Source organism: Enterobacter sp. RIT418 (assembly GCF_003057745.1).
In the GTDB taxonomy this organism is placed as follows: domain Bacteria; phylum Pseudomonadota; class Gammaproteobacteria; order Enterobacterales; family Enterobacteriaceae; genus Enterobacter.
In genome coordinates this window covers 118,463-142,354 of the sequence record NZ_QBJD02000013.1, presented here as the reverse complement: position 1 = coordinate 142,354, position 23,892 = coordinate 118,463, and the positions used below count along the sequence as shown (strand labels likewise).

General features: G+C 59.7%; 22 protein-coding genes. 6 read left to right on the top strand and 16 right to left on the bottom strand.

Annotation, left to right across the window (positions count from 1 at the left end; genetic code table 11):
* A partial coding sequence (gene mgtA / locus DBY73_RS16070) for a magnesium-translocating P-type ATPase (protein WP_112012068.1) occupies window positions 1–2,681 on the bottom strand: 2,681 nt, incomplete at its 3' end.
* A 393-nt stretch (window positions 2,682–3,074) separates the two neighbouring features.
* Between mgtA and treR the strand changes: the two genes are divergently transcribed.
* The 5 genes from treR to nrdG all read left to right on the top strand — a co-directional run bounded on the left by treR (window position 3,075) and on the right by nrdG (window position 10,372).
* Window positions 3,075–4,022 carry a trehalose operon repressor TreR gene (gene treR, locus DBY73_RS16065; RefSeq protein ID WP_112012067.1) on the top strand — a complete coding sequence of 316 codons (948 nt, stop codon included), beginning with the start codon at window positions 3,075–3,077 and terminating at the stop codon, window positions 4,020–4,022.
* A gap of 128 nt (window positions 4,023–4,150) precedes the next feature.
* The gene (gene treB / locus DBY73_RS16060) at window positions 4,151–5,569 is read left to right on the top strand and encodes a PTS trehalose transporter subunit IIBC (RefSeq protein ID WP_181573250.1); all 1,419 of its coding nucleotides are present in this window, start codon (window positions 4,151–4,153) and stop codon (window positions 5,567–5,569) included.
* A gap of 51 nt (window positions 5,570–5,620) precedes the next feature.
* Complete coding sequence (treC, locus tag DBY73_RS16055) at window positions 5,621–7,264, top strand: alpha,alpha-phosphotrehalase (RefSeq protein WP_112012065.1); 1,644 nt, start codon at window positions 5,621–5,623, stop codon at window positions 7,262–7,264.
* Window positions 7,265–7,636: 372 nt separating this feature from the next.
* Window positions 7,637–9,775, top strand: a complete 2,139-nt coding sequence (gene nrdD, locus DBY73_RS16050) for an anaerobic ribonucleoside-triphosphate reductase (protein ID WP_112012064.1) — start codon at window positions 7,637–7,639, stop codon at window positions 9,773–9,775.
* Window positions 9,776–9,907: 132 nt separating this feature from the next.
* Complete coding sequence (gene nrdG, locus DBY73_RS16045) at window positions 9,908–10,372, top strand: anaerobic ribonucleoside-triphosphate reductase-activating protein (RefSeq protein ID WP_112012063.1); 465 nt, start codon at window positions 9,908–9,910, stop codon at window positions 10,370–10,372.
* A gap of 3 nt (window positions 10,373–10,375) precedes the next feature.
* Here nrdG and DBY73_RS16040 read toward each other — a convergent pair whose 3' ends face one another.
* The 14 genes from DBY73_RS16040 to pmbA form a co-directional block, all read right to left on the bottom strand.
* The gene (locus tag DBY73_RS16040; RefSeq protein ID WP_112012062.1) at window positions 10,376–10,660 is read right to left on the bottom strand and encodes a type II toxin-antitoxin system RelE/ParE family toxin; all 285 of its coding nucleotides are present in this window, start codon (window positions 10,658–10,660) and stop codon (window positions 10,376–10,378) included.
* Complete coding sequence (locus tag DBY73_RS16035) at window positions 10,650–10,892, bottom strand: type II toxin-antitoxin system RelB/DinJ family antitoxin (protein ID WP_112012061.1); 243 nt, start codon at window positions 10,890–10,892, stop codon at window positions 10,650–10,652. The genes DBY73_RS16040 and DBY73_RS16035 overlap by 11 nt, the downstream gene beginning before the upstream one ends.
* A gap of 77 nt (window positions 10,893–10,969) precedes the next feature.
* Complete coding sequence (locus tag DBY73_RS16030) at window positions 10,970–12,880, bottom strand: PRD domain-containing protein (protein WP_112012060.1); 1,911 nt, start codon at window positions 12,878–12,880, stop codon at window positions 10,970–10,972.
* A 19-nt stretch (window positions 12,881–12,899) separates the two neighbouring features.
* Window positions 12,900–14,036 carry a lactonase family protein gene (locus tag DBY73_RS16025; RefSeq protein WP_112012059.1) on the bottom strand — a complete coding sequence of 379 codons (1,137 nt, stop codon included), beginning with the start codon at window positions 14,034–14,036 and terminating at the stop codon, window positions 12,900–12,902.
* 87 nt (window positions 14,037–14,123) lie between these two features.
* A complete protein-coding gene (locus DBY73_RS16020) occupies window positions 14,124–14,864 on the bottom strand; it encodes a KDGP aldolase family protein (RefSeq protein ID WP_112012058.1) in 741 nt (246 codons plus the stop codon).
* A complete protein-coding gene (locus DBY73_RS16015; RefSeq protein WP_112012057.1) occupies window positions 14,861–15,979 on the bottom strand; it encodes a DgaE family pyridoxal phosphate-dependent ammonia lyase in 1,119 nt (372 codons plus the stop codon). The genes DBY73_RS16020 and DBY73_RS16015 overlap by 4 nt, the downstream gene beginning before the upstream one ends.
* Window positions 15,963–17,096 carry an amidohydrolase/deacetylase family metallohydrolase gene (locus tag DBY73_RS16010; RefSeq protein ID WP_112012056.1) on the bottom strand — a complete coding sequence of 378 codons (1,134 nt, stop codon included), beginning with the start codon at window positions 17,094–17,096 and terminating at the stop codon, window positions 15,963–15,965. Before DBY73_RS16010 ends, DBY73_RS16015 begins: the two co-directional genes overlap by 17 nt.
* Window positions 17,097–17,138: 42 nt before the next feature.
* A complete protein-coding gene (locus DBY73_RS16005; RefSeq protein WP_006179056.1) occupies window positions 17,139–17,780 on the bottom strand; it encodes a DUF4310 family protein in 642 nt (213 codons plus the stop codon).
* A 13-nt stretch (window positions 17,781–17,793) separates the two neighbouring features.
* A complete protein-coding gene (locus tag DBY73_RS16000; RefSeq protein ID WP_112012055.1) occupies window positions 17,794–18,570 on the bottom strand; it encodes a DUF4311 domain-containing protein in 777 nt (258 codons plus the stop codon).
* A 23-nt stretch (window positions 18,571–18,593) separates the two neighbouring features.
* Window positions 18,594–18,893 carry a DUF4312 family protein gene (locus DBY73_RS15995; protein WP_008501409.1) on the bottom strand — a complete coding sequence of 100 codons (300 nt, stop codon included), beginning with the start codon at window positions 18,891–18,893 and terminating at the stop codon, window positions 18,594–18,596.
* A gap of 2 nt (window positions 18,894–18,895) precedes the next feature.
* Entirely contained in the window at window positions 18,896–19,258 is a 363-nt protein-coding gene (locus tag DBY73_RS15990) for an SFCGS family glycine-rich protein (protein WP_003830384.1), read from the bottom strand.
* A 10-nt stretch (window positions 19,259–19,268) separates the two neighbouring features.
* On the bottom strand, window positions 19,269–19,607 hold the full coding sequence (locus tag DBY73_RS15985; protein WP_112012054.1) for a glycine dehydrogenase: 339 nt from the start codon (window positions 19,605–19,607) through the stop codon (window positions 19,269–19,271).
* A gap of 315 nt (window positions 19,608–19,922) precedes the next feature.
* The gene (cybC, locus tag DBY73_RS15980; RefSeq protein ID WP_112012053.1) at window positions 19,923–20,309 is read right to left on the bottom strand and encodes a cytochrome b562; all 387 of its coding nucleotides are present in this window, start codon (window positions 20,307–20,309) and stop codon (window positions 19,923–19,925) included.
* 38 nt (window positions 20,310–20,347) lie between these two features.
* Window positions 20,348–21,700 (bottom strand): metalloprotease PmbA, encoded by a 1,353-nt coding sequence (gene pmbA, locus DBY73_RS15975; RefSeq protein ID WP_112012052.1) that lies wholly within the window; start codon window positions 21,698–21,700, stop codon window positions 20,348–20,350.
* A gap of 95 nt (window positions 21,701–21,795) precedes the next feature.
* On the opposite strand from pmbA, the gene yjgA reads away from it, so the two are divergent.
* Window positions 21,796–22,347 carry a ribosome biogenesis factor YjgA gene (gene yjgA, locus DBY73_RS15970; protein WP_112012051.1) on the top strand — a complete coding sequence of 184 codons (552 nt, stop codon included), beginning with the start codon at window positions 21,796–21,798 and terminating at the stop codon, window positions 22,345–22,347.
* A 96-nt stretch (window positions 22,348–22,443) separates the two neighbouring features.
* On the opposite strand, the gene mpl is transcribed toward yjgA, so the two are convergent.
* Entirely contained in the window at window positions 22,444–23,817 is a 1,374-nt protein-coding gene (gene mpl / locus DBY73_RS15965) for a UDP-N-acetylmuramate:L-alanyl-gamma-D-glutamyl-meso-diaminopimelate ligase (protein WP_112012050.1), read from the bottom strand.
* Between the last annotated feature and the right edge of the window lie 75 nt (window positions 23,818–23,892).

Genomic DNA, 23,892 nt, shown 5'->3' with positions numbered 1-23,892 from the left:
AACCCTTTCACCATCTGCGTCAGCACCATATAGCCCGCGAGGATCGCCACCAGCCACGGGAAGTAGCTCAGCGGCAGCGCCTGCAGCTGCAGGTATCCCGCCAGCGGCGAGAACGGCAGCGCGATACCGAGTGCCATCACGAGGCCGGTCATGATAATCAGCGGCCAGGCGGCGCGGCTCTGGATAAACGGAATGCGGCGCGTGCGGATCATATGCACAATCAGCGTCTGCGACAGCAGCCCCACCACGAACCAGCCGGACTGGAACAGCGTCTGATGTTCCGGCGTGTTGGCGTGGAACACGAACCACATCAGGCAGAAGGTCAGAATGTCAAAGATGGAGCTGATCGGGCCAAAGAACAGCATAAAACGGCCGAGATCGGACGGATTCCAGCGCTGCGGCTTTTGGATCTGCTCGTCGTCCACGTTATCAAACGGGATAGCCACCTGCGACACGTCGTACATCAGGTTTTGAATCAGCAGGTGCAGCGGCAGCATCGGCAAAAACGGCAGAAACGCGCTCGCCACCAGCACGCTAAACACGTTGCCAAAGTTGGAGCTGGCGGTCATTTTGATGTACTTCAGCATGTTGGCGAAGGTACGGCGTCCTTCAATCACGCCCTCTTCCAGCACCATCAGGCTCTTTTCCAGCAGGATGATATCCGCCGCCTCGCGGGCGATATCCACCGCGCCGTCCACGGAGATACCAATATCCGCCGCGCGCAGCGCGGGCGCATCGTTAATGCCGTCGCCCATAAAGCCCACGACGTGCCCTTCGCGCTTAAGCAGCGTCACGATACGCTCTTTGTGCATCGGCGTCAGGCGGGCAAACAGCGTGGTGCGCTGGGCCAGCGCGGCCAGCGCGTCGTCGGAGAGCGGTTCGATCTCGCTGCCCACCACCACGTCACCCGCGTCCAGCCCCACGTCATGACACACCTTTGCCGCCACCAGCTCGCTGTCGCCGGTGAGAATTTTTACCGTGATGCCGCTGGCCTTCAGCGCCTTCAGCGCCGGCGCGGTGGTCTCCTTCGGCGGATCGAGGAATGCGATATAACCCTCGAGGATCAAATCGGATTCATCAATACGCTGATAGTCCCCTTCGCGGGCGGGCAGGAATTTGGTGGCGACCGCCACCACGCGCAGCCCCTGACGGTTCAGGTTGTCGGTGACGCGCCTGATGCGGCGCAGCATGGTGTCGTTCAGCGGCACGATCTCGCCGTTGTGGCGCACCTGGGTGCAGACGTTGAGGATCTCCTGCAGCGCCCCTTTGCAGATCAGCTGATGGATGTCCGGCTCCTCGCTCACCACCACGGACATGCGGCGGCGCTCGAAGTCGAACGGGATTTCGTCCACCTTCTGCCAGCGTCCGGACAGCGTGCGCACCGCCTCTTCGTCTACCCCTTCCAGCACCGCCACGTCGAGCAGGTTTTTCAGCCCGGTCTGGTAGTGGCTGTTGAGCCAGGCGCTGTGAAGCACGCGGTCGCTTGGCTTGCCGGAGATGTCGGTATGGTGCTCCAGCACGATTTTATCCTGCGTCAGCGTGCCGGTTTTATCGGTGCAGAGAATGTCCATTGCGCCAAAGTTCTGGATAGCGTCGAGGTGCTTCACGATCACCTTTTGCTTAGAGAGCTTGACCGCTCCGCGCGCCAGCGTGGAGGTCACGATCATCGGCAGCATTTCCGGCGTCAGGCCAACCGCCACCGAGAGCGCGAACAGCGCCGCTTCCCACCAGTCGCCTTTGGTGTAGCCGTTAATCAGCAGCACGATTGGCGTCATCACCATCATAAAGCGAATCAGCAACATGCTGACGCGGCCAATCCCCTTCTGAAACGCGTTGGGCTCGCTCTCCTGCTCCGTGACGCGCCCGGCCAGCTGGCCGAACCAGGTATTGCCGCCCGTCGCGATGACGATCGCCTGCGCCGTGCCGCTCACCACCGTGGTGCCCATAAAGCAGAGGGTGTCGCACTCAAGCGGGTTCACCTGATCGGGCTCGCGAGAGCGCGCCACCTTCTCAACCGGCAGCGATTCGCCCGTCAGGGACGCCTGCGCCACGAACAGATCGCGCGCCTGAATGATGCGTAAATCCGCCGGGATCATGTCCCCCGCGGCAAGCTTCACCAGATCGCCCGGCACCAGCTGGTCAATGGGAAGCTCAACCCAGGCGTTTTCGCCGAGATCGTTTATCACGCGCGACACGGTGGCCGTATTGCTGACCATCGCCTTCAGGGCGTCCGCGGCTTTGGTGGAGCGCGCTTCCTGAATGAAGTTCAGCAGCGTGGAAATCCCCACCATCAGCGCAATCACCCCTGCGGCGAACAGATCTTCGGTGGCGTACGAAATAATGCCCAGCACCGTCAGCAGCAGGTTGAACGGGTTGCGGTAGCAGAGCCACAGGTGCACCCACCACGGCGCCGGCTTTTGCGCCGGGATCTGGTTATCGCCGTGCACGGCGCGGATTTTTTCGACCTCGGCGGCGTTCAGCCCTTCAGGATGCCCGCCAAACGCGCGCCAGACTTCATTTTCATCCATCGCCGCCGCGTTCAGGCAGCGCGCGGTCAGGCTTGCGGGGATCGTCGCCCCGGCGATATTTTTGGCGTTGGGCAGCGGGTCGCGCGCGACCAGACGGCGCGGCAGGTGGCGGTTCAGCTGGTCGAGCAGCTGCCGGGTAATATTTTTCAGCATAGTCATTCCCCCGCATCCGCACATGCGGACGCAGTTTTTCCGTCAGGCACGCAAAGGCCGTACCTGACAGGCACTTTCATTTTTAAAGCAGGAACGTAAGATACGTCGCTACCTCACAGCACCGGTGAGACAGCGAGAAGGCTGGCTTACCGGAAAGAACGTTCTCTCCCGTTCAGGAGAGGTGCGGGATCGGGATCCATAAAGCCTCCGGTAAGTTAAAAAAAGGATGTCGGCGCGCAGTATACGGATTTAACCATACCGGTTGTGACGATTCGGGCGGTATTATAACGCCGGGCAAATAAACCAAACGTAAACCAGACTTTGCCCATAGCGAAATCACGCTATCAGGATAGGCTCAATTGACCACGTTTTCGTTGATACAGGGAATACAGCATGCAGAACCGCCTTACGATTAAAGACATTGCGCGCTTAAGCGGCGTGGGAAAATCGACCGTCTCCCGCGTGCTTAACAACGAAAGCGGTGTCAGCGAACGCACGCGCGAACGCGTCGAAGCGGTGATGAACCAGCACGGCTTTTCCCCTTCCCGCTCCGCGCGCGCCATGCGCGGCCAGAGCGACAAAGTGGTGGCGATTATCGTCTCGCGCCTCGATTCCCTCTCAGAAAACCTCGCCGTACAGACCATGCTGCCCGCCTTTTACGAGCAGGGCTACGACCCGATCATGATGGAGAGCCAGTTCTCGCCGCAGATGGTGGAAGAGCATCTCGGCATGCTTCAGCGCCGCAACATCGACGGCGTGGTGCTGTTTGGTTTTACCGGCATAAAAGAAGAGATCCTCAAGCCCTGGCAGCCGTCGCTGGTGCTGCTGGCGCGTGACGCCAGCGGGTTTGCCTCCGTTTGCTATGACGACGAAGGCGCCATTATCACCCTGATGCAGCGCCTGTTCGACGACGGTCACCGCCATATCAGCTACCTGGGCGTGCCGCATTCCGACGTCACCACCGGCAAGCGCCGCCACGAAGCGTATCTGACGTTCTGCAAGCAAAATAATCTTCCCGCCGTGGCGTCCCTGCCGGGGCTTGGCATGAAGCAGGGCTATGAGCAGGTCGCCAGCGTCCTGACGCCGCAGACCACCGCGCTGGTCTGCGCCACGGACACCCTGGCGCTGGGCGCGAGCAAATATCTCCAGGAGCAGCGGGTCAGCCAGGTTCAGCTGGCAAGCGTGGGCAGCACGCCGCTGATGACGTTTTTACACCCTGAAATTATCACCGTTGACCCCGGCTATGCCGAGTCCGGCAGGCAGGCCGCCGCGCAGCTGATCGAGCAGATCAACGGACGCGCCGAACCGCGCCAGATCGTCGTTCCCTCCCACCTCGCTTAAGCGTTGAAAACCGATTTATTGTGATCCTCGCCCGATTTCGGGAACGTTCCCATTTTCGCCGTCGCGCTTAACGCGTAGGCTTGCGTTCAGGTCATTACATCCTTCCCCATCTGTCATGAGGTTTCATGATGAGTAAAGTTAATCAGGCCGATATCGATCGGCTCATTGTCCTGGTCGGCGGGCGCGAGAACATTGCGACCGTCAGCCATTGCATCACCCGCCTGCGCTTTGTGTTAAACGATCCGACCAAAGCCGATCCGAAGGCCATTGAAGAACTGAAAATGGTAAAAGGCTGCTTCACCAACGCCGGGCAGTTCCAGGTGGTGATTGGTACCGAAGTGGGTGATTACTATCAGGCTCTGCTGGCAACAACCGGGCATTCATCTGCCGATAAGGAGCAGGCGAAGAAAGCGGCGCGTCAGAATATGAAGTGGCACGAGCAGCTGATTTCCCACTTCGCGGAAATCTTCTTCCCGCTGCTGCCTGCGCTGATCAGCGGGGGTCTGATCCTGGGCTTCCGCAACGTCATCGGCGACGTGCCGATGAGCGACGGCAAAACGCTGGCGCAGATGTATCCCGCGCTGCAAAGCATCTACGACTTCCTGTGGCTGATTGGCGAAGCGATCTTCTTCTATCTGCCGGTGGGCATCTGCTGGTCGGCGGTGCGCAAGATGGGCGGCACGCCGATCCTCGGCATCGTGCTGGGCGTCACGCTGGTCTCTCCGCAGTTAATGAACGCTTACTTACTTGGTCAGCAGGTGCCGGACGTGTGGAACTTCGGCCTGTTTACCATCGCCAAGGTGGGCTATCAGGCGCAGGTGATCCCGGCGCTGCTGGCCGGCCTGACGCTCGGCTTTATTGAGACGCGCCTGAAGCGCATCGTGCCGGATTATCTCTATCTGGTGGTCGTCCCGGTCTGCTCGCTGATTCTGGCCGTGTTCCTGGCCCACGCGTTTATCGGTCCGTTTGGCCGTATGATTGGCGACGGCGTAGCCTTCGCGGTGCGTCACCTGATGACCGGCAGCTTCGCGCCGATTGGCGCCGCCCTCTTCGGCTTCCTCTACGCGCCGCTGGTCATTACCGGCGTACACCAGACGACGCTCGCCATTGATATGCAGATGATTCAAAGCCTCGGCGGCACGCCGGTCTGGCCTATCATCGCGCTGTCTAACATCGCGCAGGCCTCGGCGGTGACCGGCATTATTATCGTCAGCCGCAAACACAACGAACGTGAGATCTCCGTTCCGGCGGCTATCTCTGCCTACCTCGGCGTGACCGAACCGGCGATGTACGGCATTAACCTGAAATATCGCTTCCCGATGCTCTGCGCGATGATCGGCTCCGGGCTGGCGGGCCTGCTCTGCGGCCTGAACGGCGTGATGGCAAACGGGATTGGCGTCGGCGGCCTGCCGGGCATCCTCTCCATCCAGCCGACCTTCTGGCAGGTGTTTGCGCTGGCGATGGCGGTGGCGATTATCGTGCCGATGGCGCTCACCACCGTGATTTACCAGCGTAAGTTCCGTCAGGGCACGCTGCAGATTGTTTAACTTTCTCATTCGGGGCGCAGTTGCGCCCCTTCGCATTTGCAGGAACGCATTATGAATACCCTTCCTCACTGGTGGCAAAACGGCGTCATCTATCAGATTTACCCAAAGAGCTTCCAGGACACCACCGGGCGCGGCACCGGCGATTTACGCGGCGTGACGCAGCGCCTGGACTACCTGAAAACCCTCGGCATCGACGCCATCTGGCTCACGCCGTTCTACATTTCTCCGCAGGTGGATAACGGCTACGACGTAGCCAACTACACCGCCATCGACCCGGCCTACGGCACGCTCGACGACTTTGACGAACTGGTGGCGCAGGCGCACCGGCGCGGCATTCGCATCGTGCTGGACATGGTGTTGAATCATACCTCGACGCAGCACGCGTGGTTCCGCGAGTCGCTGGACAAAGAGAGCCCGTACCGTCAGTTCTACATCTGGCGCGACGGCACGCCCGAGCAGCTCCCGAACAACTGGCGCTCTAAGTTTGGCGGCAATGCCTGGCGCTGGCACGCCGAGAGCGAGCAGTATTATCTGCACCTGTTTGCCCCCGAGCAGGCAGACCTCAACTGGGAAAACCCGGCCGTGCGCGCCGAGCTGAAAAAGGTCTGCGCGTTCTGGGCCGATCGCGGCGTGGACGGGCTGCGCCTCGACGTGATTAACCTGATTTCGAAAGATCAGGATTTCCCTGACGACGAGTACGGCGACGGCCGCCGCTTTTACACCGACGGACCGCGCATCCACGACTATCTGCAGGAGATGAGCCGCGACGTCTTTACCCCGCGAAACCTGATGACGGTGGGGGAAATGTCGTCAACGTCGCTTGAGAACTGCCAGCGATACGCCGCGCTCGACGGCAGCGAGCTGTCGATGACCTTTAACTTCCACCACCTGAAGGTGGATTACCCCGGCGGCGAGAAGTGGACGCGGGCAAAACCGGACTACGTGGCCCTGAAAACCCTGTTCAGCCACTGGCAGCAGGGGATGCACAACAGGGCGTGGAACGCGCTGTTCTGGTGTAACCACGACCAGCCGCGCATCGTCTCGCGCTTTGGCGACGAGGGCGAGCACCGCGCGGCTGCCGCGAAGATGCTCGGCATGGTGCTGCACGGCATGCAGGGCACGCCGTACATCTATCAGGGTGAAGAGATCGGCATGACCAACCCGCACTTCGCCCGCATCACCGACTATCGCGACGTGGAAAGCCTCAACATGTTCGCCGAACTGCGGGCGAACGGTCGCGATCCGGAGGAATTATTAGCCATCCTGGCGAGTAAATCGCGCGACAACGGCCGTACGCCGATGCAGTGGGACGCCTCGCACAATGCGGGCTTTACCGAGGGCGAGCCGTGGATCGGCGTCTGCGATAACTATGAAACCGTCAACGTCCGCGCGGCGCTGGACGACCCGGATTCGGTGTTTTACACCTACCAGTCGCTGATTCGCCTGCGCAAAACGCTGCCGGTGCTGACGTGGGGAGATTACGAGGATCTCCTGCCGGAGCACCCTTCCCTCTGGTGCTATCGCCGCCGTTGGCAGGGCGAGACGCTGCTCGTGGTGGCGAACCTGAGCGGCGAACCGCAGGCGTGTCCGTCAGCGTTCATCAACGACAGTATGCAGCCCGTGATGAGCAACTACCCGACGCCGGAAACGACGACGCTGCGTCCGTTTGAAGCCACCTGGTGGCTACAGCAGTAAACTCCCGCCGGGCGCCCGCAGCGTCCGGCTTATTTTGCTGTTTTTGTTGAAAAATTAATCAGATTTTTCCTTCCTAGATTTACAAACGCTGTATCGCCCGCCGTTTGTACTCTCGTCTTTTTACCTTGTTCTGAATCAAAAAAATCGCAAACATGTTTGATGCAAATCACTATATGTAGCACTTAAAATGCATCCCGACCCAACATCTTGTATTTATCGTCTACTATTCCAACAACAAGACGGCATCAACGCTGGCCGGAATTGTGGATAACAGGCGTTGGGAACGAGGGAAATCTCTGGCCCGGCTGACAAATCGTCCGGCATGGCCTTCTCCGCCTCTGTGGATAACCTGTTTTTAAAAATGGAGTGATCATGACACCGCATGTGATGAAACGTGATGGCTGTAAAGTGCCGTTTAAATCAGAGCGCATTAAAGAAGCCATTCTGCGTGCAGCTAAAGCAGCGGGAGTCGATGACGCAGATTACTGCGCCACCGTCGCAGAAGTCGTTAGCAGCCAGATGAACGAACGCAGCCAGGTGGACATCAACGATATTCAGACTGCTGTCGAAAACCAGCTGATGTCCGGCCCATACAAGCAGCTGGCGCGCGCCTATATTGAATACCGCCACGATCGCGACGTTCAGCGTGAAAAGCGCGGTCGTTTGAACCAGGAAATTCGCGGCCTGGTCGAGCAGACCAACTCGGCGCTGCTCAACGAAAATGCCAACAAAGACAGTAAAGTGATCCCCACCCAGCGCGACCTGCTGGCCGGTATCGTGGCCAAACACTATGCCCGTCAGCACCTGCTGCCGCGCGACGTGGTGTCGGCGCACGAGCGCGGCGAGATCCACTATCACGATCTCGACTACTCGCCGTTCTTCCCGATGTTTAACTGCATGCTGATCGACCTGAAGGGGATGCTGACCCAGGGCTTCAAGATGGGTAACGCCGAGATTGAGCCGCCGAAGTCAATCTCCACCGCGACGGCGGTCACGGCGCAGATTATCGCCCAGGTAGCCAGCCATATTTACGGCGGCACCACCATTAACCGGATTGACGAAGTGCTCGCGCCGTTCGTCACCGAGAGCTTCAACAAGCACCGCAAAACCGCCGAAGAGTGGCAGATCCCGGACGCCGACGGCTACGCGCATGTCCGCACCGAAAAAGAGTGTTACGACGCGTTCCAGTCGCTGGAATATGAGGTGAACACCCTGCATACCGCCAACGGCCAGACGCCGTTTGTGACCTTCGGTTTTGGTCTCGGCACCAGCTGGGAATCGCGCCTGATTCAGCAGTCCATTCTGCGCAACCGCATTTCCGGCCTCGGCAAAAACCGCAAAACCGCGGTGTTCCCGAAGCTGGTGTTCGCCATTCGCGACGGCCTGAACCACAAGTTTGGCGATCCGAACTACGACATCAAGCAGCTGGCGCTGGAGTGCGCGAGCAAGCGCATGTACCCGGATATCCTCAACTACGATCAGGTGGTGAAAGTCACCGGCTCGTTTAAAACGCCAATGGGCTGCCGCAGCTTCCTCGGCGTGTACGAAGACGAAAACGGCGAGCAGATCCACGACGGGCGCAACAACCTGGGCGTAATCAGCCTTAACCTGCCGCGCATCGCGCTGGAAGCGAAAGGTAACGAAGCCGCGTTCTGGGCGCTGCTGGACGAGCGTCTGCAGCTGGCGCGTAAGGCGCTGATGACCCGCATCGCCCGTCTGGAAGGGGTGAAGGCGCGCGTGGCCCCAATCCTCTATATGGAAGGCGCCTGCGGCGTGCGTCTGAAGGCCGACGACGACGTGTCTGAGATCTTCAAAAATGGCCGCGCGTCGATTTCGCTGGGCTATATCGGCATCCACGAAACCATTAACGCGCTGTTTGGCGACCAGCACATGTACGACAGCGAAATGCTGCGCGAGAAGGGCATCGCGATTGTGCAGCGCCTGCGCGACGCCGTTGACCAGTGGAAAGAAGAGACCGGCTACGGCTTCAGCCTCTACAGCACGCCGAGCGAAAACCTGTGCGATCGCTTCTGCCGCCTGGACACCGCCGAGTTCGGCGTGGTGAACGGGGTGACGGATAAAGGCTATTACACCAACAGCTTCCACCTGGACGTGGAGAAAAAGGTGAACCCGTACGACAAAATCGACTTCGAAGCGGCCTATCCGCCGATCGCCAGCGGCGGCTTTATCTGCTACGGCGAGTACCCGAACATCCAGCACAACCTGAAGGCGCTGGAAGACGTGTGGGACTATAGCTACCAGCACGTGCCGTACTACGGGACCAACACGCCAATCGACGAATGCTACGAGTGCGGCTTTACCGGCGAGTTTGAGTGTACCAGCAAGGGCTTTACCTGCCCGAAATGCGGCAACCACGATGCGGCCCGCGTCTCCGTCACCCGCCGCGTGTGCGGCTACCTCGGCAGCCCGGACGCGCGTCCGTTCAACGCCGGCAAGCAGGAAGAGGTGAAGCGCCGCGTGAAGCATCTGGGGAATGGGCAGATCGGGTAAGTTTTTACCGAATTATTCCCCCTCACCCTAACCCTCTCCCCATAGGGGAGAGGGGACTGCACGGTGCGGTCTTTCTCCCTCTCCCCTATGGGGAGAGGGCGGGGTGAGGGGTAAGGGCATCAGGTTAACGCTATGAATTACCATCAATACTATCCTGTCGACATCGTCAACGGCCCCGGCACCCGCTGCACCCTGTTTGTCTCCGGGTGCGTTCACGAATGCCCCGGCTGCTACAACAAAAGCACCTGGCGCGTTAATTCGGGCATGCCGTTTACTAAAGAGATGGAAGACAAGATCGTCAACGACCTGAACGATACGCGCATCCACCGCCAGGGGATTTCGCTTTCCGGCGGCGATCCGCTCCATCCACAGAACGTGCCGGATATTCTCAGGCTGGTGAAACGCATTCGAACTGAGTGTGCGGGAAAAGACATTTGGGTCTGGACGGGCTATAAGCTGGATGAACTGAACGCCGCTCAGATGGAAGTGGTGGATCTGATCAACGTGCTGGTCGACGGCAAGTTCGTGCAGGACTTAAAAGACCCGGCGCTTATCTGGCGCGGCAGCAGCAACCAGGTTGTGCATCATTTGCGCTAAGCGCTAAAGCCGTTTATTCGCTTCCTGATAGACGGCTGATTTCTCTCTTTTGCCAATAGCGATGACAAACACCGTTACCACCTTATCCTGCACCTGATACACCAGACGGTAGCCCTGGGATCGGAGTTTTATCTTGTAGCAGTCAGGCAGGCCATGCAGGCGGGCAGAGTCGATCCGGGGATTCACCAGCACGTCGGCCAGCTTCTTCTTGAACTGGGCTTTCACCGTATCACCCAGCTTGTGCCACTCCTTTAACGCCCTCGGATCAAACTCAAGTTCATAGGTCATCCAGACTAACCTTAATTCCCTTTTGTGGATTCGCCAGCCGCTCCCGGACTGTCTGTATCAGCGCCTCTTCGCTGTCGCTGATCGTGACGGTTTTCACCGGCATCCGCCCCGTTTCAGCAACATACTGAAACAGCAGGCGCACCGCTTCCGTTGGCGTAATATTGAGTTTTTCCAGCACGGCATAAGCCTCATTCTTGAGTTTTTCGTCCAGGCGGACGTTTAGCGTGGCCATTATGCCTCCCATAATTGCAAATATGTAATGCAGTTTAGCATTACATTTGCATTACATCGAATTCTGGATAACGCCTCTCAAAACCGGCTCAAGCTTTCCATCGCCACCGCCTTAAATTCCCCAAAATCCCTGCAGCCGCACAGCCGCGACACCGCGCGCTCGCGCAGGAAGGTGACGAAAATATCGTAGATCGCCATCGCCTCTTCGTATTCGCTTTTGCTGATGGCGAGCAGGAAAATCACGTGCGCGATTTCATCGCCCCACTGAATGCCCTGCGGGGCCAGCACGGTATAGACCACCGTTTTTTGCGCCAGCAGCCCGAGGGAGTGCGGAAGCGCAATGCCGTCACCGAGCAGGGTGCTGACGATGGCCTCACGCTCAATCACGGAGTCCAGAAACTCTGCGCCGACAAACCCTTCGCCTTCAAGCTGTTCACACAGTTCGCGGAACAGGGTTTGCTGGTCGACCGGGGCATTGATGATGCGGAAGTGGGCGGCGTCGAAATATTTATCCAGCATCCACGGGCGGGTGCGGTCCACCAGCACCAGCTTGCCAATTTGCTCCAGCTGGTAGTCCGTCGGGAACGGCGCAATTGTCACCACCGGCTTCGCTTTTTCGCTGATGCGGACGGTGGAAATAACAAAATCTTCGCCAATCGCGTCCGCAAGCTCGTACTCGCGCAGGGTCAGGGTGCGGGCGATCTCAATCTGCGGGTATTTACGCTGCAGCACCGCCTCAATCATGCGCACCATCGCATTACCCGCATCGCACACCAGCAGCACGCGCGGCTGGCGCTGATAGCCCACGTTGTAGTGCCGCTCCAATCCCACGCCGATGTGCAGCACCAGGAAACCAATCTCGTTTTCGCTGATGACGTACGGCGTGTATTTGCCCCAGCTCGACACCGCCGCCAGGGTCATGTCCCACGCCATCGGGTAGTGCTGCTTGATATTATCCAGCAGCGGATTGGGGATCATGATTTGATACCGCACGCGGGTAATCATGGTTTTAATATGCGTCAGTAAATCCGCGTGCAGCTGCGCGTCGCTAAGCAGGTTGTAGTTATAGTGGGTGTTGATGTAGCGCAGGATGTAGTTGACCAGCGCTTCGTCATCGTCGGCATTGATCGCGCTCGGCGCAATCTCCTGGATCTGCCGCGCCGCAATGTGCACGCACAGCCAGCTCTCCTCCGAAGGCGAAAGCGCTTTGCCCGCCAGCTGCTGGAGGGTGGCGGCGATCTCTTTCGCCGCATCGCGCACGTTCTCCTCAACGTCTTCCGCGTGAAATTCCGGCAGCGGATAGCCTTCGCTGATGCGGCGCACCGATACCGCGCAGTAGAGGCGTAGAAACAGCTCGCCCTCGTCGGTCAGGCGAATATGGTGCCGCGTCAGCGCGTCGTGCAGCACCGCCACCATCTGCTCCGGCACGCCCGCGTTGAGCGCCACGTCGGTGACCAGCGGGTTCAGGCTGTCCTGCTGCGCCAGTTCCCACAGCAAATCGGTCAGGCAGGCGCGAATCGACATTTCGCTGCCAAACAGCTTCATGCCGTGGCGCGGCCGGGTCTCCAGCGTCAGGCTGTAGCGGGCCAGCCAGTCGCGCACGTCGACCATGTCGCTTTGCAGCGTAGCGCGGCTAACAAACCACTCGTCCGCCAAATCTTCCAGCTTGAGCGAAAACGCCGAGGTCAGAAAACGCACCACCAGATAGTGGACGCGCTCCGTTCCCGTCCGCGGAATGCGCAGCGCGCGCGGGTGGGAATCCTGCAGGGCCTGATAGCGCGCCGCATCGTCAATTTTGAGCTGATAGCCGCTGCCGCGGCTCAGCACGAACTGCGCGCCGTGGCTCGCCAGCAGCGCGTTGAGGGCGGTGATGTCCGCCCGGACGGTTCGCGTGGAAACCGACAGCCGCTGCGCCAGCTCGTCCTGCGGCAGCGTCTCGTTTTGCAACAGATCGAAAAGTTGCGCTAAACGTTGGTTCGGAAATCGCACGTCGTTGTCCTCTTACTGCTTAGGGTGAAATAACCATCTGGGATGGACTGCCGACCGGCGTATAGTCCGGCTCAACGCTCAGCTTCCCGTCCTGCGCCACGCGAAAGCGGGTAATGTTGTCGCTGCGCTGGTTCATGACGTACAGCCAGCGCCCCTGTTTATCCAGCGTTAGCGTGCGTGGATAATCCCCGCGCGTCCAGACGTCGTCCCGGTGAGTCAGCGTGCCGTCCGTCGTTACGGTAAAGTGCCCGATGCTGTTATGCAAACGATTAGCCACATACAGCTGCCTGCCGTCCGCGCTTAACGCCAGACCGGCGGCAAAGCTGGTGCCTTTGTACCCTTCCGGCAGCGCAGAGAGGCTTTTGCCCTCCTTCAGCGTGCCGTTTGCCGCCACGGTATAGTGCGTCAGCGTTGAGGCCTCTTCGTTGATCAGCCACAGCGCGTCGCCTTTCGGCGTGAAGACAAAGTGGCGCGGACCGGCGCCCTTCGACGAGGCGCGGATAAACGGCGGATCGTTCGGCGTCAGCTTCCCGGTTCGATCGTCAAACCGATACTGATAGATGCGATCTAACCCCAGATCGGTGGAAAACACGTACTTCCCGCTCGGATCGGCGGCGATCATGTGCGCGTGGGGGCCGTTGTGATCGCTGATGGCAAAGCTGCCCTCCGCAGCGGCTGCCGGCTTCGCCGCGCCCGGTTCGCCCCGATCCTGATGTTTATCCGTAGCATCCCCCAGGCTGCCGTCCGCGTTGACCGGCAGAACGGCAATCGAACCGCTGACGTAGTTCGCCACCAGCAGATGCTTGCCGTTCGGCGTCAGCGACAGGTAAACCGGGCCCGCGCCGCCGGATGAAACCTGGTTAAGCTCGCTGAGATCGCCGTTATCCCCCACGCGCAGCGCCTGCACCACGCCCTGCTCCACCTCGCTTGCCACGTACAGCGTTTTGCCATCGTGAGAGGCGGCAAGCTGCGCGGCGTTCGGCAGCTTGCTGACCAGCGTTTTATTGCCCAGCGCGCCGGTGCGCGGGTCGACGGTAAAGCGGTACAGCCCTTCGCCGTTCGGATTATAGGTGCCGACCCAGGCGTATTGGGTTTGCGCGACGGCGGCGGTAGCAAGTAGAGAGAGTGAAGCGACGAGCAGGTTACGGGTGTGCATAGTGGCTCCTGTGGGTGTGCGGTTTGTTCCCCTCACCCTAACCCTCTCCCCTTTGGGGAGAGGGCCGGGGTGAGGGGTAAGGTTTTATTACTTAACCAGCTTCTTCGTCATCGCCAGCAGCGTGCGCACGTCTTCCGGGCGCGTGTCGCCGCTGGCCTTGTCGATAATCGAGCTGTAAATATGCGGAATAATTTTGCTCACGCCCGCGTCGAGGGCGATCTGCAGGATCTCCTCGTAGTTTTCCAGATCGATACCGCCGGTCGGCTCCAGCCAGAAGTCGTGACGCGCGCAGGCTTCCGCCACGGCTTTGTATTCGTCACGACACTTCAGGCCGCCCATCGGGAAGTATTTGATCGAGCTGCCGCCGAAATCCTTCAGCAGGGCAATCGCCGTTTCCACCGGGACGATACCGTCCGGTGCCGCGCTGCTCAGCGGACCGGTGGAGATTTTCACCATGCCGACGGTGCCGGTTGGCGAGACCAGGCCATTGACGACCGATTCGCTCTGCCCCAGCAGCGCGCGGCTGGTCGCCACGCCGGTGAAGACCTGATTCACGTGCTGCGGCTGCACCTGGCGGGAGATCTCGCTCACCATCGCCGACTGGTTCGGATCGCCCGCGCCCAGGCCTACGGAGAGCGCGTTATCAATCAGCTGCGCGTACTCGCGCATGTCGGCAACCGCGCTTGCGACGTCCGGGTAGTTTTTGGACAGCACGCCCACCAGCACGTGGCCCTCCGCCGCCTCGTAGATGGCGCTGGCGTTGGCTTTTGAGCCTGCCAGCACGTTCAGGCAGACGCGGTCGCGGTAAAAATTCGGGGTCAGTTTCATGCCTTTTTCTCCTGGCCTAATACTTCGCTAATGCGGCGGTACACGATGTTCAGCTGGTCAGCGTTCACGCTGCGCACGTCCGCTTCGATAATCCCTTCGTTAGCCTTGTAGCCGCGGAAGTAAATGGCGTATTCGCCCTGCTTGAGCTTATTCACCAGGTCACCGGTGCCTACGCCGGTCGCGGCTTCGTCAAACTTAATCTCGGTACGCGCAATATCGCGCCCGGCGCTGTCCCAGACCACCCGCGCGGTAACGCCGTTCAGGGTGTTGAGCGCGTCGATAAACGGCGTCATCTTCGCCACCATCTCCGCCCCGCTCTCCTTGGTCGCCGTCAGGTAATGTTCGATGGCGCAGGTCAGGCCGAGGATCCCCTCTTTGCCCACCTTCATCGCGCGGCCTATGCCCGCCGTCTGGCGCTTCACCCACTCAACGTACTGGGTTCTGCCGATCACCAGCCCGCTGGTTGGCCCTTCGATCGCCTTCGCGCCGCTGTAGATCACCAGATCCGCGCCGGAGCGGTAGTAGGCGTGCAGATCTTCTTCCGCCGCCGCGTCGACGATCAGCGGCAGATCGTGCTTGCGCGCCACGACCGCCGCCTGCTCGACGCTGAGCATGCTTTTTTGCACGCAGTGGTGAGATTTAATGTAGAGGATCGCCGCCGTGCGCGGGGTGATGGCCGCCGCCAGCTGGTCGGCAGAACACTCGTTGGCGTAACCGGCCTCCACCAGCCTGCCGCCGCCCAGCACCACCATGGTGCCGACCGGCGCGCCAAAGTTAACGTTGTGGCCTTTCGGCAGCACGATTTCGTTGTTCTCAATCGGGGTGACGTGCAGGTTTTCCAGCAGCCAGTCGCTGTCTTTGACCAGGACCGCCGCCACGGATTGCGCGATACCCGCCGAGGCGCAGGAAACCACCGTAGCGCCTTCCACGTCCAGCAGCTTCGCGATGTACTCCCCGGTTTTGTTGACCAGGTCCTTCATCTCGAAGTAGTGGTTCATGCCGTCCATCGCCGCCTGCACCACCTCCGGGCGCGGCGTGGAGACGCCCAGCGCCGTCATGCGGCCCGAGGTGTTGATAACCTGCTTTAAGTGATACTTCTCATAAATCGAAGGCATGTTCCGTGCTCCCTTGTTCGGTCATGTAGCCCTTGCCCGCGCGGATCGCGGCAAGCGGCACCAGAATGTGTTCAGCCTGCAGGCTGTCGTTTTCAGCGTCCGTCAGCAGCGTTGGCTGGCGCTTCAGCGTGAACAGCGTCAGGTCGGCGTCGAGGCCCGGCGCGATGCGCCCTTTGCGCGCCAGGCGCAGGCCGTCGGCGGCGTTCGCGGTGACGCACTCAATCACCTGCGGCAGCGACATGCCGATGGCGAGAAACTTCGACATCACGCTCGCCAGGCTGCCTACCGGGCCGTTGATGCGGTTGCGGCAGTAGATATCCGAGCTGATGGTGTGCGGCAGAATACCCATCGCGATGGCGCGTTTCGCCACCTCAAAGCTGAAGCTCGCGGTGCCGTGGCCGACGTCCAGACGCACGCCGCGCTTCAGGGCGGAGGTGATGGACGCCCGCAGCTCGCCGGACGGCGTCAGGATGCGGTTCGGCTTGCCGTTATAGCAGTGGGTGATGATGTCGCCGGAGCTCAGCAGCTCGGCGATTTCGTCGAGGTTCGGCGGGTTGTTGCCGATGTGCACCATCAGCGGCAGATCGCCGTTTTCTTTCTGAATGGCTTTCGCGTGTTCCAGCGGCGCAATGCCGTTCTCGCCGACCACGCTGCTGCTCATGCGCGCCTTCAGGCCGACGATAAAATCAGGGTGGCGCTTCACCGCCTGCTTCACCGCGCCCGCATCGACGTTCACCATGTTGGCCAGCTCGTTCTGGGCAATCAGCCCCACGCGGGAGATGTTCAGCAGCGCGTACACCTCCGTCGCGGCTTTGCGGGTCATCGCGTAGAAATCGTCGACGTCGTCAGCCCCCGTGCTGCCCGCGTCCACTACGGTGGTGACGCCGGTAGCGATGCCGACGCTGTCCGGCTCGTCGTGGTAAATCGGGGAGTTCGGGTAGCAGTGAACGTGGGAGTCGATCCAGCCTGCGCTGACGAACACGTCGCCGTTTAGCTCAACCGTTTTACGGGCGGGTGCGTTAATCTCGCCCAGCGCCGCGATTTTCCCGTCCTGAATGGCGATATCGGTCAGGGTATCGTCGGAGAGGCGCGCGCGGCGCAGGAGTAAATCAAACATGGGGTTCTCCTGGTAAGGCGGGCGCCGCAGCGCCCGCAGGTGTTAAAGGGCGACCGGGAACAGCCAGCCTAACAGCATGGCGCCGAGGATCGCGCCGCCGGTAATCGGCTTCTGCCAGATGTAGAACAGCAGCGCGCCCAGCAGTGACCCCACGCCGATCGGAATGGAGGCGGTCATGGCGCTGAGGATAATCAGCGGCCCGAGGAAGCGGCCGGAGGCGTTGCCCGCGCCCATCATCACGTCCGCGCCGTAGGTGGAGTTGCTCTGGTTGATGGTGAACTTACGCGCCAGGATGATGACGTAGCCAATCGCCAGGCCAATCACCAGGCCGGTAATCAGCGCGGCAATGAAGTTGGTCACCGGGAACATAATGCCCGCGCCCAGCAGCAGCGCCGGAACGCCTAAGCCCACGCCGGTCTGGATCGCGCCGCCGATATCCAGAATACCGACCAGCGAGCCTTCGATGATGCGGGCGAACAGGAAGCTCGCGCCGAACGCCGCCACCGCGCCGTACACGCCGGTATCCATCCCCGCTTTCAGCATCGCCACGAAGGCCACTTCGTTAAACGCGCCGATGCCGTACAGGTAGTACATGTGCGTCCCGGCGAACACGCCGGAGGAGAGCAGGCCAACGAAGATCGGGAACGACCAGTCGGCATACCAAAAACCTTTATTCTGTTCCATTTAGAGGCTCCTGTTATTTACCGCTGAGCGAGTTGTGGATCATGTCGAGCCAGTTCGGCACGGTCAGATGGAAGGATTCGATCATCTTCATGTCGAAGCCGCGGAAGAAGCCGCTCAGGACGAACAGCAGAACAATCGCCGCCATCATCACTTTGGTCACGTGGTTCCAGCCGCTCTCTTCCACGCCTTTACCAATCAGGATCCCCAGCACCAGGCCCGGTACGGCGTTACCCATGATCAGCTGCGCCGCGCCGCCAAACACGGTGGCCCAGAAGCCGGATTTTTTACCCGCGTCGATGGCCGCCAGCCAGAAGATCACCGGCATCACGGTGTTCACCAGCAGGTTTGCTGCGGGCACCAGCACCTTCACGGCGGTGACCTGAAGCGCGGCCGGCACGGAGGAGGCGGTAAGGTTCAGGAAGGTGACAACCAGCATGCCGATGATGCCGCAGGCAATCGCCATTTTGCGCGGGTCGTGCAGCGTTTCGCCGACGTTACGGTTCTTGATCATCAGCGCCGCGGCGCCCCAGTTCGGGATGATGCGGTGGTCAACGTCCTGCGTGAACGCCCCCGCGGCCACGGATGACGCCCAGGCGTTAAAGAAGAAGCCCAGCCCAAAGGAGAAGTGAGAGGCCGGGTCCCCTTCGCAGGAGTTCAGTTCCCCCAACGTACGAAACGCGCCCATACCCTGTGTGGTAGGCGCATGAAACATGCGTGCAGCCCCGGCCCCAACGCCGACGCCAACCAGGCCGCCGATGATGAGCGATTTTATTAATATTATCAGGAACATTAGTCTGCCCTATGTAGTAAGAATCAGCGTTGCGTGACGAAATCCACCCGGTCGAGATTGATGGCGGTCACGTTGACGGTCACATCCAGCTCCACGCTGTAGGTGCGTCTTTCCCGGCGCAAAAAGAAGAACAGAAAGGCTTCTTTGCGCACCGCTTCTTGCGCCTGAACGACCTGCACATCCTGTGGCTCAATACGCAGTAAGATATGCGGTGAGGCTTTCATCACCGCGGCCTGAACGTGGTTGAGCGCGTCGGCAAAGGCGCGCGCTTTGGCGTCGCCCTTCCCCTTCACTCTCACCGTGGTTGTGAATTGTTCTTTCATGCTTACGCGCCGTGCTTCTTCTGCCACGCCTGCACCAGACGCTCGCCCAGCTCTTCTTTATCCATAAAGCCGAAGCCCAGCACGTTGCAGCCTTCGTTGATGGCGGTGACGCCCTCGTCCACGGAGCGCATGCCGTATTTGGCCTTGTAGCCATACTTGGTTTGCGCCGTGATTGCGCCCGCGCCGCCGCTGCCGCAGAAGGAGATGCCGAAGGTGGCGTTTTCCGCTTTCATCACGTCGCCAAGCTTCATATCCGCGGCCACGCCCGGCACGACAACCGCGCGTCCACCTGCTTTTTCGACACCGGCAGCCACTTTCTGACCTTTACCCAGGCGATCGCCAATCACGACTGTAATTTGTTCCATGTGTTGCTCCTTAAAGGTTGTCTTTCGCGACTTCAAAGTGAACGGAGAGCAGCCAGGCTTCTTCATCAGGAAGGTTGCCAAACTGCGCCACCACTTCACGGGCGAGTTGCATTGAATCAGGTGAAATTTCGTCGAACAGATCCGCTTCAACCTCCGGCAGCGGCTCGCCGGTCACGGACCGGTGCGCCATTGCGCGAACGTGAGAGGTGAGCATTTGTTCCTGTACCGCATTGGGGATGATGTTATGCCCGGCCAGCAGGGCATAGACCTGCTGCAGCATGGTGGTCGCGAGCTGTTCTGTTTGCACCGCCTGTTCCCCAACGTCGTTCATTACCGCTCCGTTAATCACTGGTCTTACCCCGTTAATGGCTCTGGAATAAAACTAACGTTGGGCGCGCAATGTTTGTAGCGAGTTGTTTTCCACTTCGAAGTGGAAAGGCGAGCCGCGGTAGTGATCTGTGCCACATAAAAACGTTGAATGTGGATAAAACGCTGTATTTGCGTGATGAATATCACGCATTCACGCGGTGAAACGCGCAGGATGCGAATGAAAACGTTCAGGCGTGGTAATGCAAAAATGTGATGGCGATAGGGTTTACTTATCACCAGGCAAAAAAACGGGAGCCGCTGGCTCCCGCTGGATGTGTATCAGATGCGCGATCTGTTAACGATACTTTTTGTGGTAGGTATTGCGCGTGGCGACAAACTGGTCGGCTGCCGCCTGGGCTTCCTTCACTTTGCCTTCGTTGGCCAGCTTCAGCGCGCCGTCGATCTGGCCCACCAGCACGTCAAAACCGTGGCGGAAGTCCTTCATTTCAGGGCTGTCCGGCGCTTTGCTTTCCAGCTTCGGCGGCGTCGCTTTTTGCGCGTCCAGCGCCGCTTCACGCATTTTGGTCAATGCGTCTTTCATTTCCGCCGCATTGTCCGTTTTCTGCACCACCTTCAGGTTTTGACTGAGGATGTCCATGTTGTCTTCAAGATCGGCGGCAAACGCAGTAGAGCCTAGAACCAGCGTTGAAGCTGCGACGATCGCTAACAGATGTTTACGCATTGCTCACTTCCTTTTTTATTATTAACAAAACGCTATCGCTATTGACCCGCAATTTTCATTTCGGGCAGAAGTACAGAACCACACTGTATATTGCTACGTGTTTCAATATCGTTACCGACCGTAACGATGTTGCGCCACATGTCCTTCAGGTTGCCGGCGATGGTTATTTCGCTCACCGGATACTGAATTTCACCGTTTTCCACCCAGAAGCCCGCCGCGCCGCGCGAGTAGTCCCCGGTAATGCCGCTTACGCCCTGGCCCATCAGCTCGGTGACCACCAGCCCGGTGCCCATCTCCTTCAGCATCTGCTCAAAGTTGAGGCCCTGCCCGGCGATGCGCCAGTTGTGGATACCGCCCGCATGGCCGGTGCTTTTCAGTCCCAGCTTGCGCGCGGAGTAGTTGGTGAGCAGCCACTGCGTCAGGATGCCGTCTTTGATGATATCGCGACGCTCCGTGCGCACGCCTTCGCTGTCGAACGGCGTGGAGGCCAGGCCTTTCAGCAGGTGCGGATGTTCTTCAATGGTCAGCCATTCCGGCAGGATCTGCTTACCCAGCGAGTCGAGGAGGAAGGTCGATTTACGGTAAACCGAGCCGCCCGCGATGGCGCCGACCAGGTGACCGAACAGGCCGGTCGCCACCTCATTGGCAAAAATGACCGGCGCCTTCATGGTGGAGAGCTTGCGCGGAGAAAGGCGCGACAGCGTGCGTTCGGCACACTCTTTACCGACCCACTCCGGAGACTGCAAATCGCCCAGCGCGCGGCCAATGGTGTAGGCGTAATCACGCTCCATATCGCCATTTTCTTCCGCAATCACGCAGCTGGAGAGCGAGTGGCGCGTAGAGCAGTAGCCCTGCAGCATGCCGTGGCTATTGCCAAATACCTTGATGCCGTAGTGGCTATTAAAGCTGCCGCCTTCGGTATTGGTGATGCGCTTGTCGGCCTGCAGGGAAGCCTGCTCGGCGCGCGCGGCCATTTCAATGGCTTCATCCGGGGTCACTTCCGCCGGATGGAAAAGATCGAGATCCGGGGCGTCAAAGGCCAGCAGATCTTTGTCCGCCACGCCCGCGTAAGGGTCGGGCGAGGTGTAGCGGGCGATATCCAGCGCGGCCTGTACCGTACGGGCAATCGCATCCGGGCTGAGATCGGTTGATGACGCGCTGCCTTTGCGGTTCTGGTGATAGACGGTAATCCCCAGCGCGCCGTCGCTGTTAAATTCGACGTTTTCCACTTCGCCATAGCGGGTGCTCACGCTAATGCCGGTGGTTTTGCTGACCGCCACTTCGGCGCCATCTGATTTGCCTGAAGCGAGCGTCAGCGCGGTGGAGACAGCTTCTTCAAGGATCTTACGCTGCGCTTCAACTTGGGAGGTTACTTTCATCGCAAATGCCATACTGTAAGAGAGAGTTATCTGAAGTCTAACAGAGAACCGTTTTTCAGTGCGCGTCTTAACTGGTAACATTAGCCTCTTTTTTTAAGGAGCCTGACATGACTAAGCAGCCCGAAGACTGGCTCGACGACGTTCCCGGTGATGACATCGAAGACGAAGATGATGAGATCATCTGGGTCAGTAAAAGTGAAATTAAACGTGACGCCGAAGAGTTAAAACAGCTTGGCGCGGAAATGGTAGAACTGGGTAAAAACGCGCTGGATAAGATCCCGCTCGACCAGGATCTGCGTGATGCCATTGAACTGGCACAGAAAATCAAAAAAGAAGGCCGTCGTCGCCAGCTTCAGCTTATCGGGAAAATGCTGCGTCAGCGCGACGTTGAGCCGATCCGCCAGGCGCTGGACAAGCTGAAAAACCGCCACAACCAGCAGGTTGCGCTGTTCCACAAGCTGGAGCAAATTCGCGATCGCCTGATTGAACAGGGTGATGATGCCGTGCCGGAAGTGCTGAACCTGTGGCCAGACGCAGACCGCCAGCAGCTGCGTTCGCTGATCCGCAACGCGAAGAAAGAGAAAGAAGGGAATAAGCCGCCGAAATCCGCGCGTCTGATTTTCCAGTACCTGCGCGAGCTGGCGGAGAACGAAGAGTAATCTCGTCGGTTTCCCTCACCCCGGCCCTCTCCCAAAGGGAGAGGGAGGATAAAATCCCCTCTCCCTTTGGGAGAGGGTTAGGGTGAGGGGAAAAAACTACGCTGCCGCTGCCGCCTTCTTCGCCAGGCCGTCCAGCAGCTTCTGATGGATCCCACCAAAGCCGCCGTTGCTCATCACCAGAATGTGATCACCCGGCTGCGCGGCTTTCACCACCATATCCGCTAAGACATCCACGTCCGCACTCCAGTGCGCAGGCTGTACGCAGGCGTCGGCCACTTCCGCCACCTGCCACGGAATATGCTGCGGCTGCAGCAGGAAGACCTCATCCGCACGCCCTAACGACGGCGCAAGATCGTCTTTGCAGATGCCCATCTTCATGGTGTTGGAACGCGGCTCCAGCACGGCCAGAATCCGCGCCGTTCCGCCGACCTTTCCGCGCAGCGCGGCAAGCGTCGCGAGGATCGCCGTCGGGTGGTGCGCAAAATCGTCATACACCGTCACGCCGTTGGCTTCACCGCGCAGCTCCAGGCGGCGGCGGGCGTTGATGAACGAGCCCAGCGCGCTGGCGGCATCCGCAGGAAGAACCCCCACGTGACGCGCGGCGGCAATCGCCATCAGGCCGTTATGCATGTTGTGTTCGCCGACCAGCGCCCACTTCACCTCACCCACTTTTTCACCGTCGAGCAGCACTTCCCACTCGGAGGCGTCCGCATTCAGCTTTTTCGCCTGCCAGTGGCCCTGCTCGCCCACCAGCTCCTGCTCGCTCCAGCAGCCCATCGCCAGGGTTTGCTTCAGGTTGATGTCGTTTTCCGGGTAGATGATGCGCCCCTGCCCCGGCACGATGCGCACCAGGTGGTGGAACTGCTTCTGAATGGCTTTCAGGTCGTCAAAGATGTCCGCGTGATCGAACTCAAGGTTGTTGAGGATCAGCGTGCGCGGGCAGTAATGCACGAACTTGGAGCGCTTGTCGAAGAACGCGCAGTCGTATTCGTCCGCTTCGATCACGAAGAACGGGCTATCGCCAAGCCGCGCAGAGACGTCGAAGTTGCCCGGCACGCCGCCAATCACGAAGCCAGGCTTATAGCCGCAGGCTTCCAGGATCCAGGTCGCCATGCCGGCGGTCGTCGTTTTGCCGTGCGTACCGGCCACGGCCAGCACCCAGCGGTCGCGCAGCACAAAATCATGCAGCCACTGCGGGCCGGACATGTACGGAATGTTGCGCTCCAGCACCGCCTCAACGCACGGGTTACCGCGGGTCATGGCGTTGCCAATGATGACCAGGTCCGGCTGCGGGTCCAGCTGGCCGGCATCGTAACCCTGAATCAGGGAGATCCCCTCTTTCTCCAGCAGCGTGCTCATTGGCGGATACACATTGGCGTCCGAACCTGTCACCTCGTGGCCCAAAGAACGCGCCAGCAGTGCCAGTCCGCCCATAAACGTGCCACAAATCCCCAATATATGAATGCGCATACGTCACTATCCTTCTTTAATGTGGCGCACATTTTACTCACATGTTCGCGGGTGTGAAACGCATTTCAGGTAAAT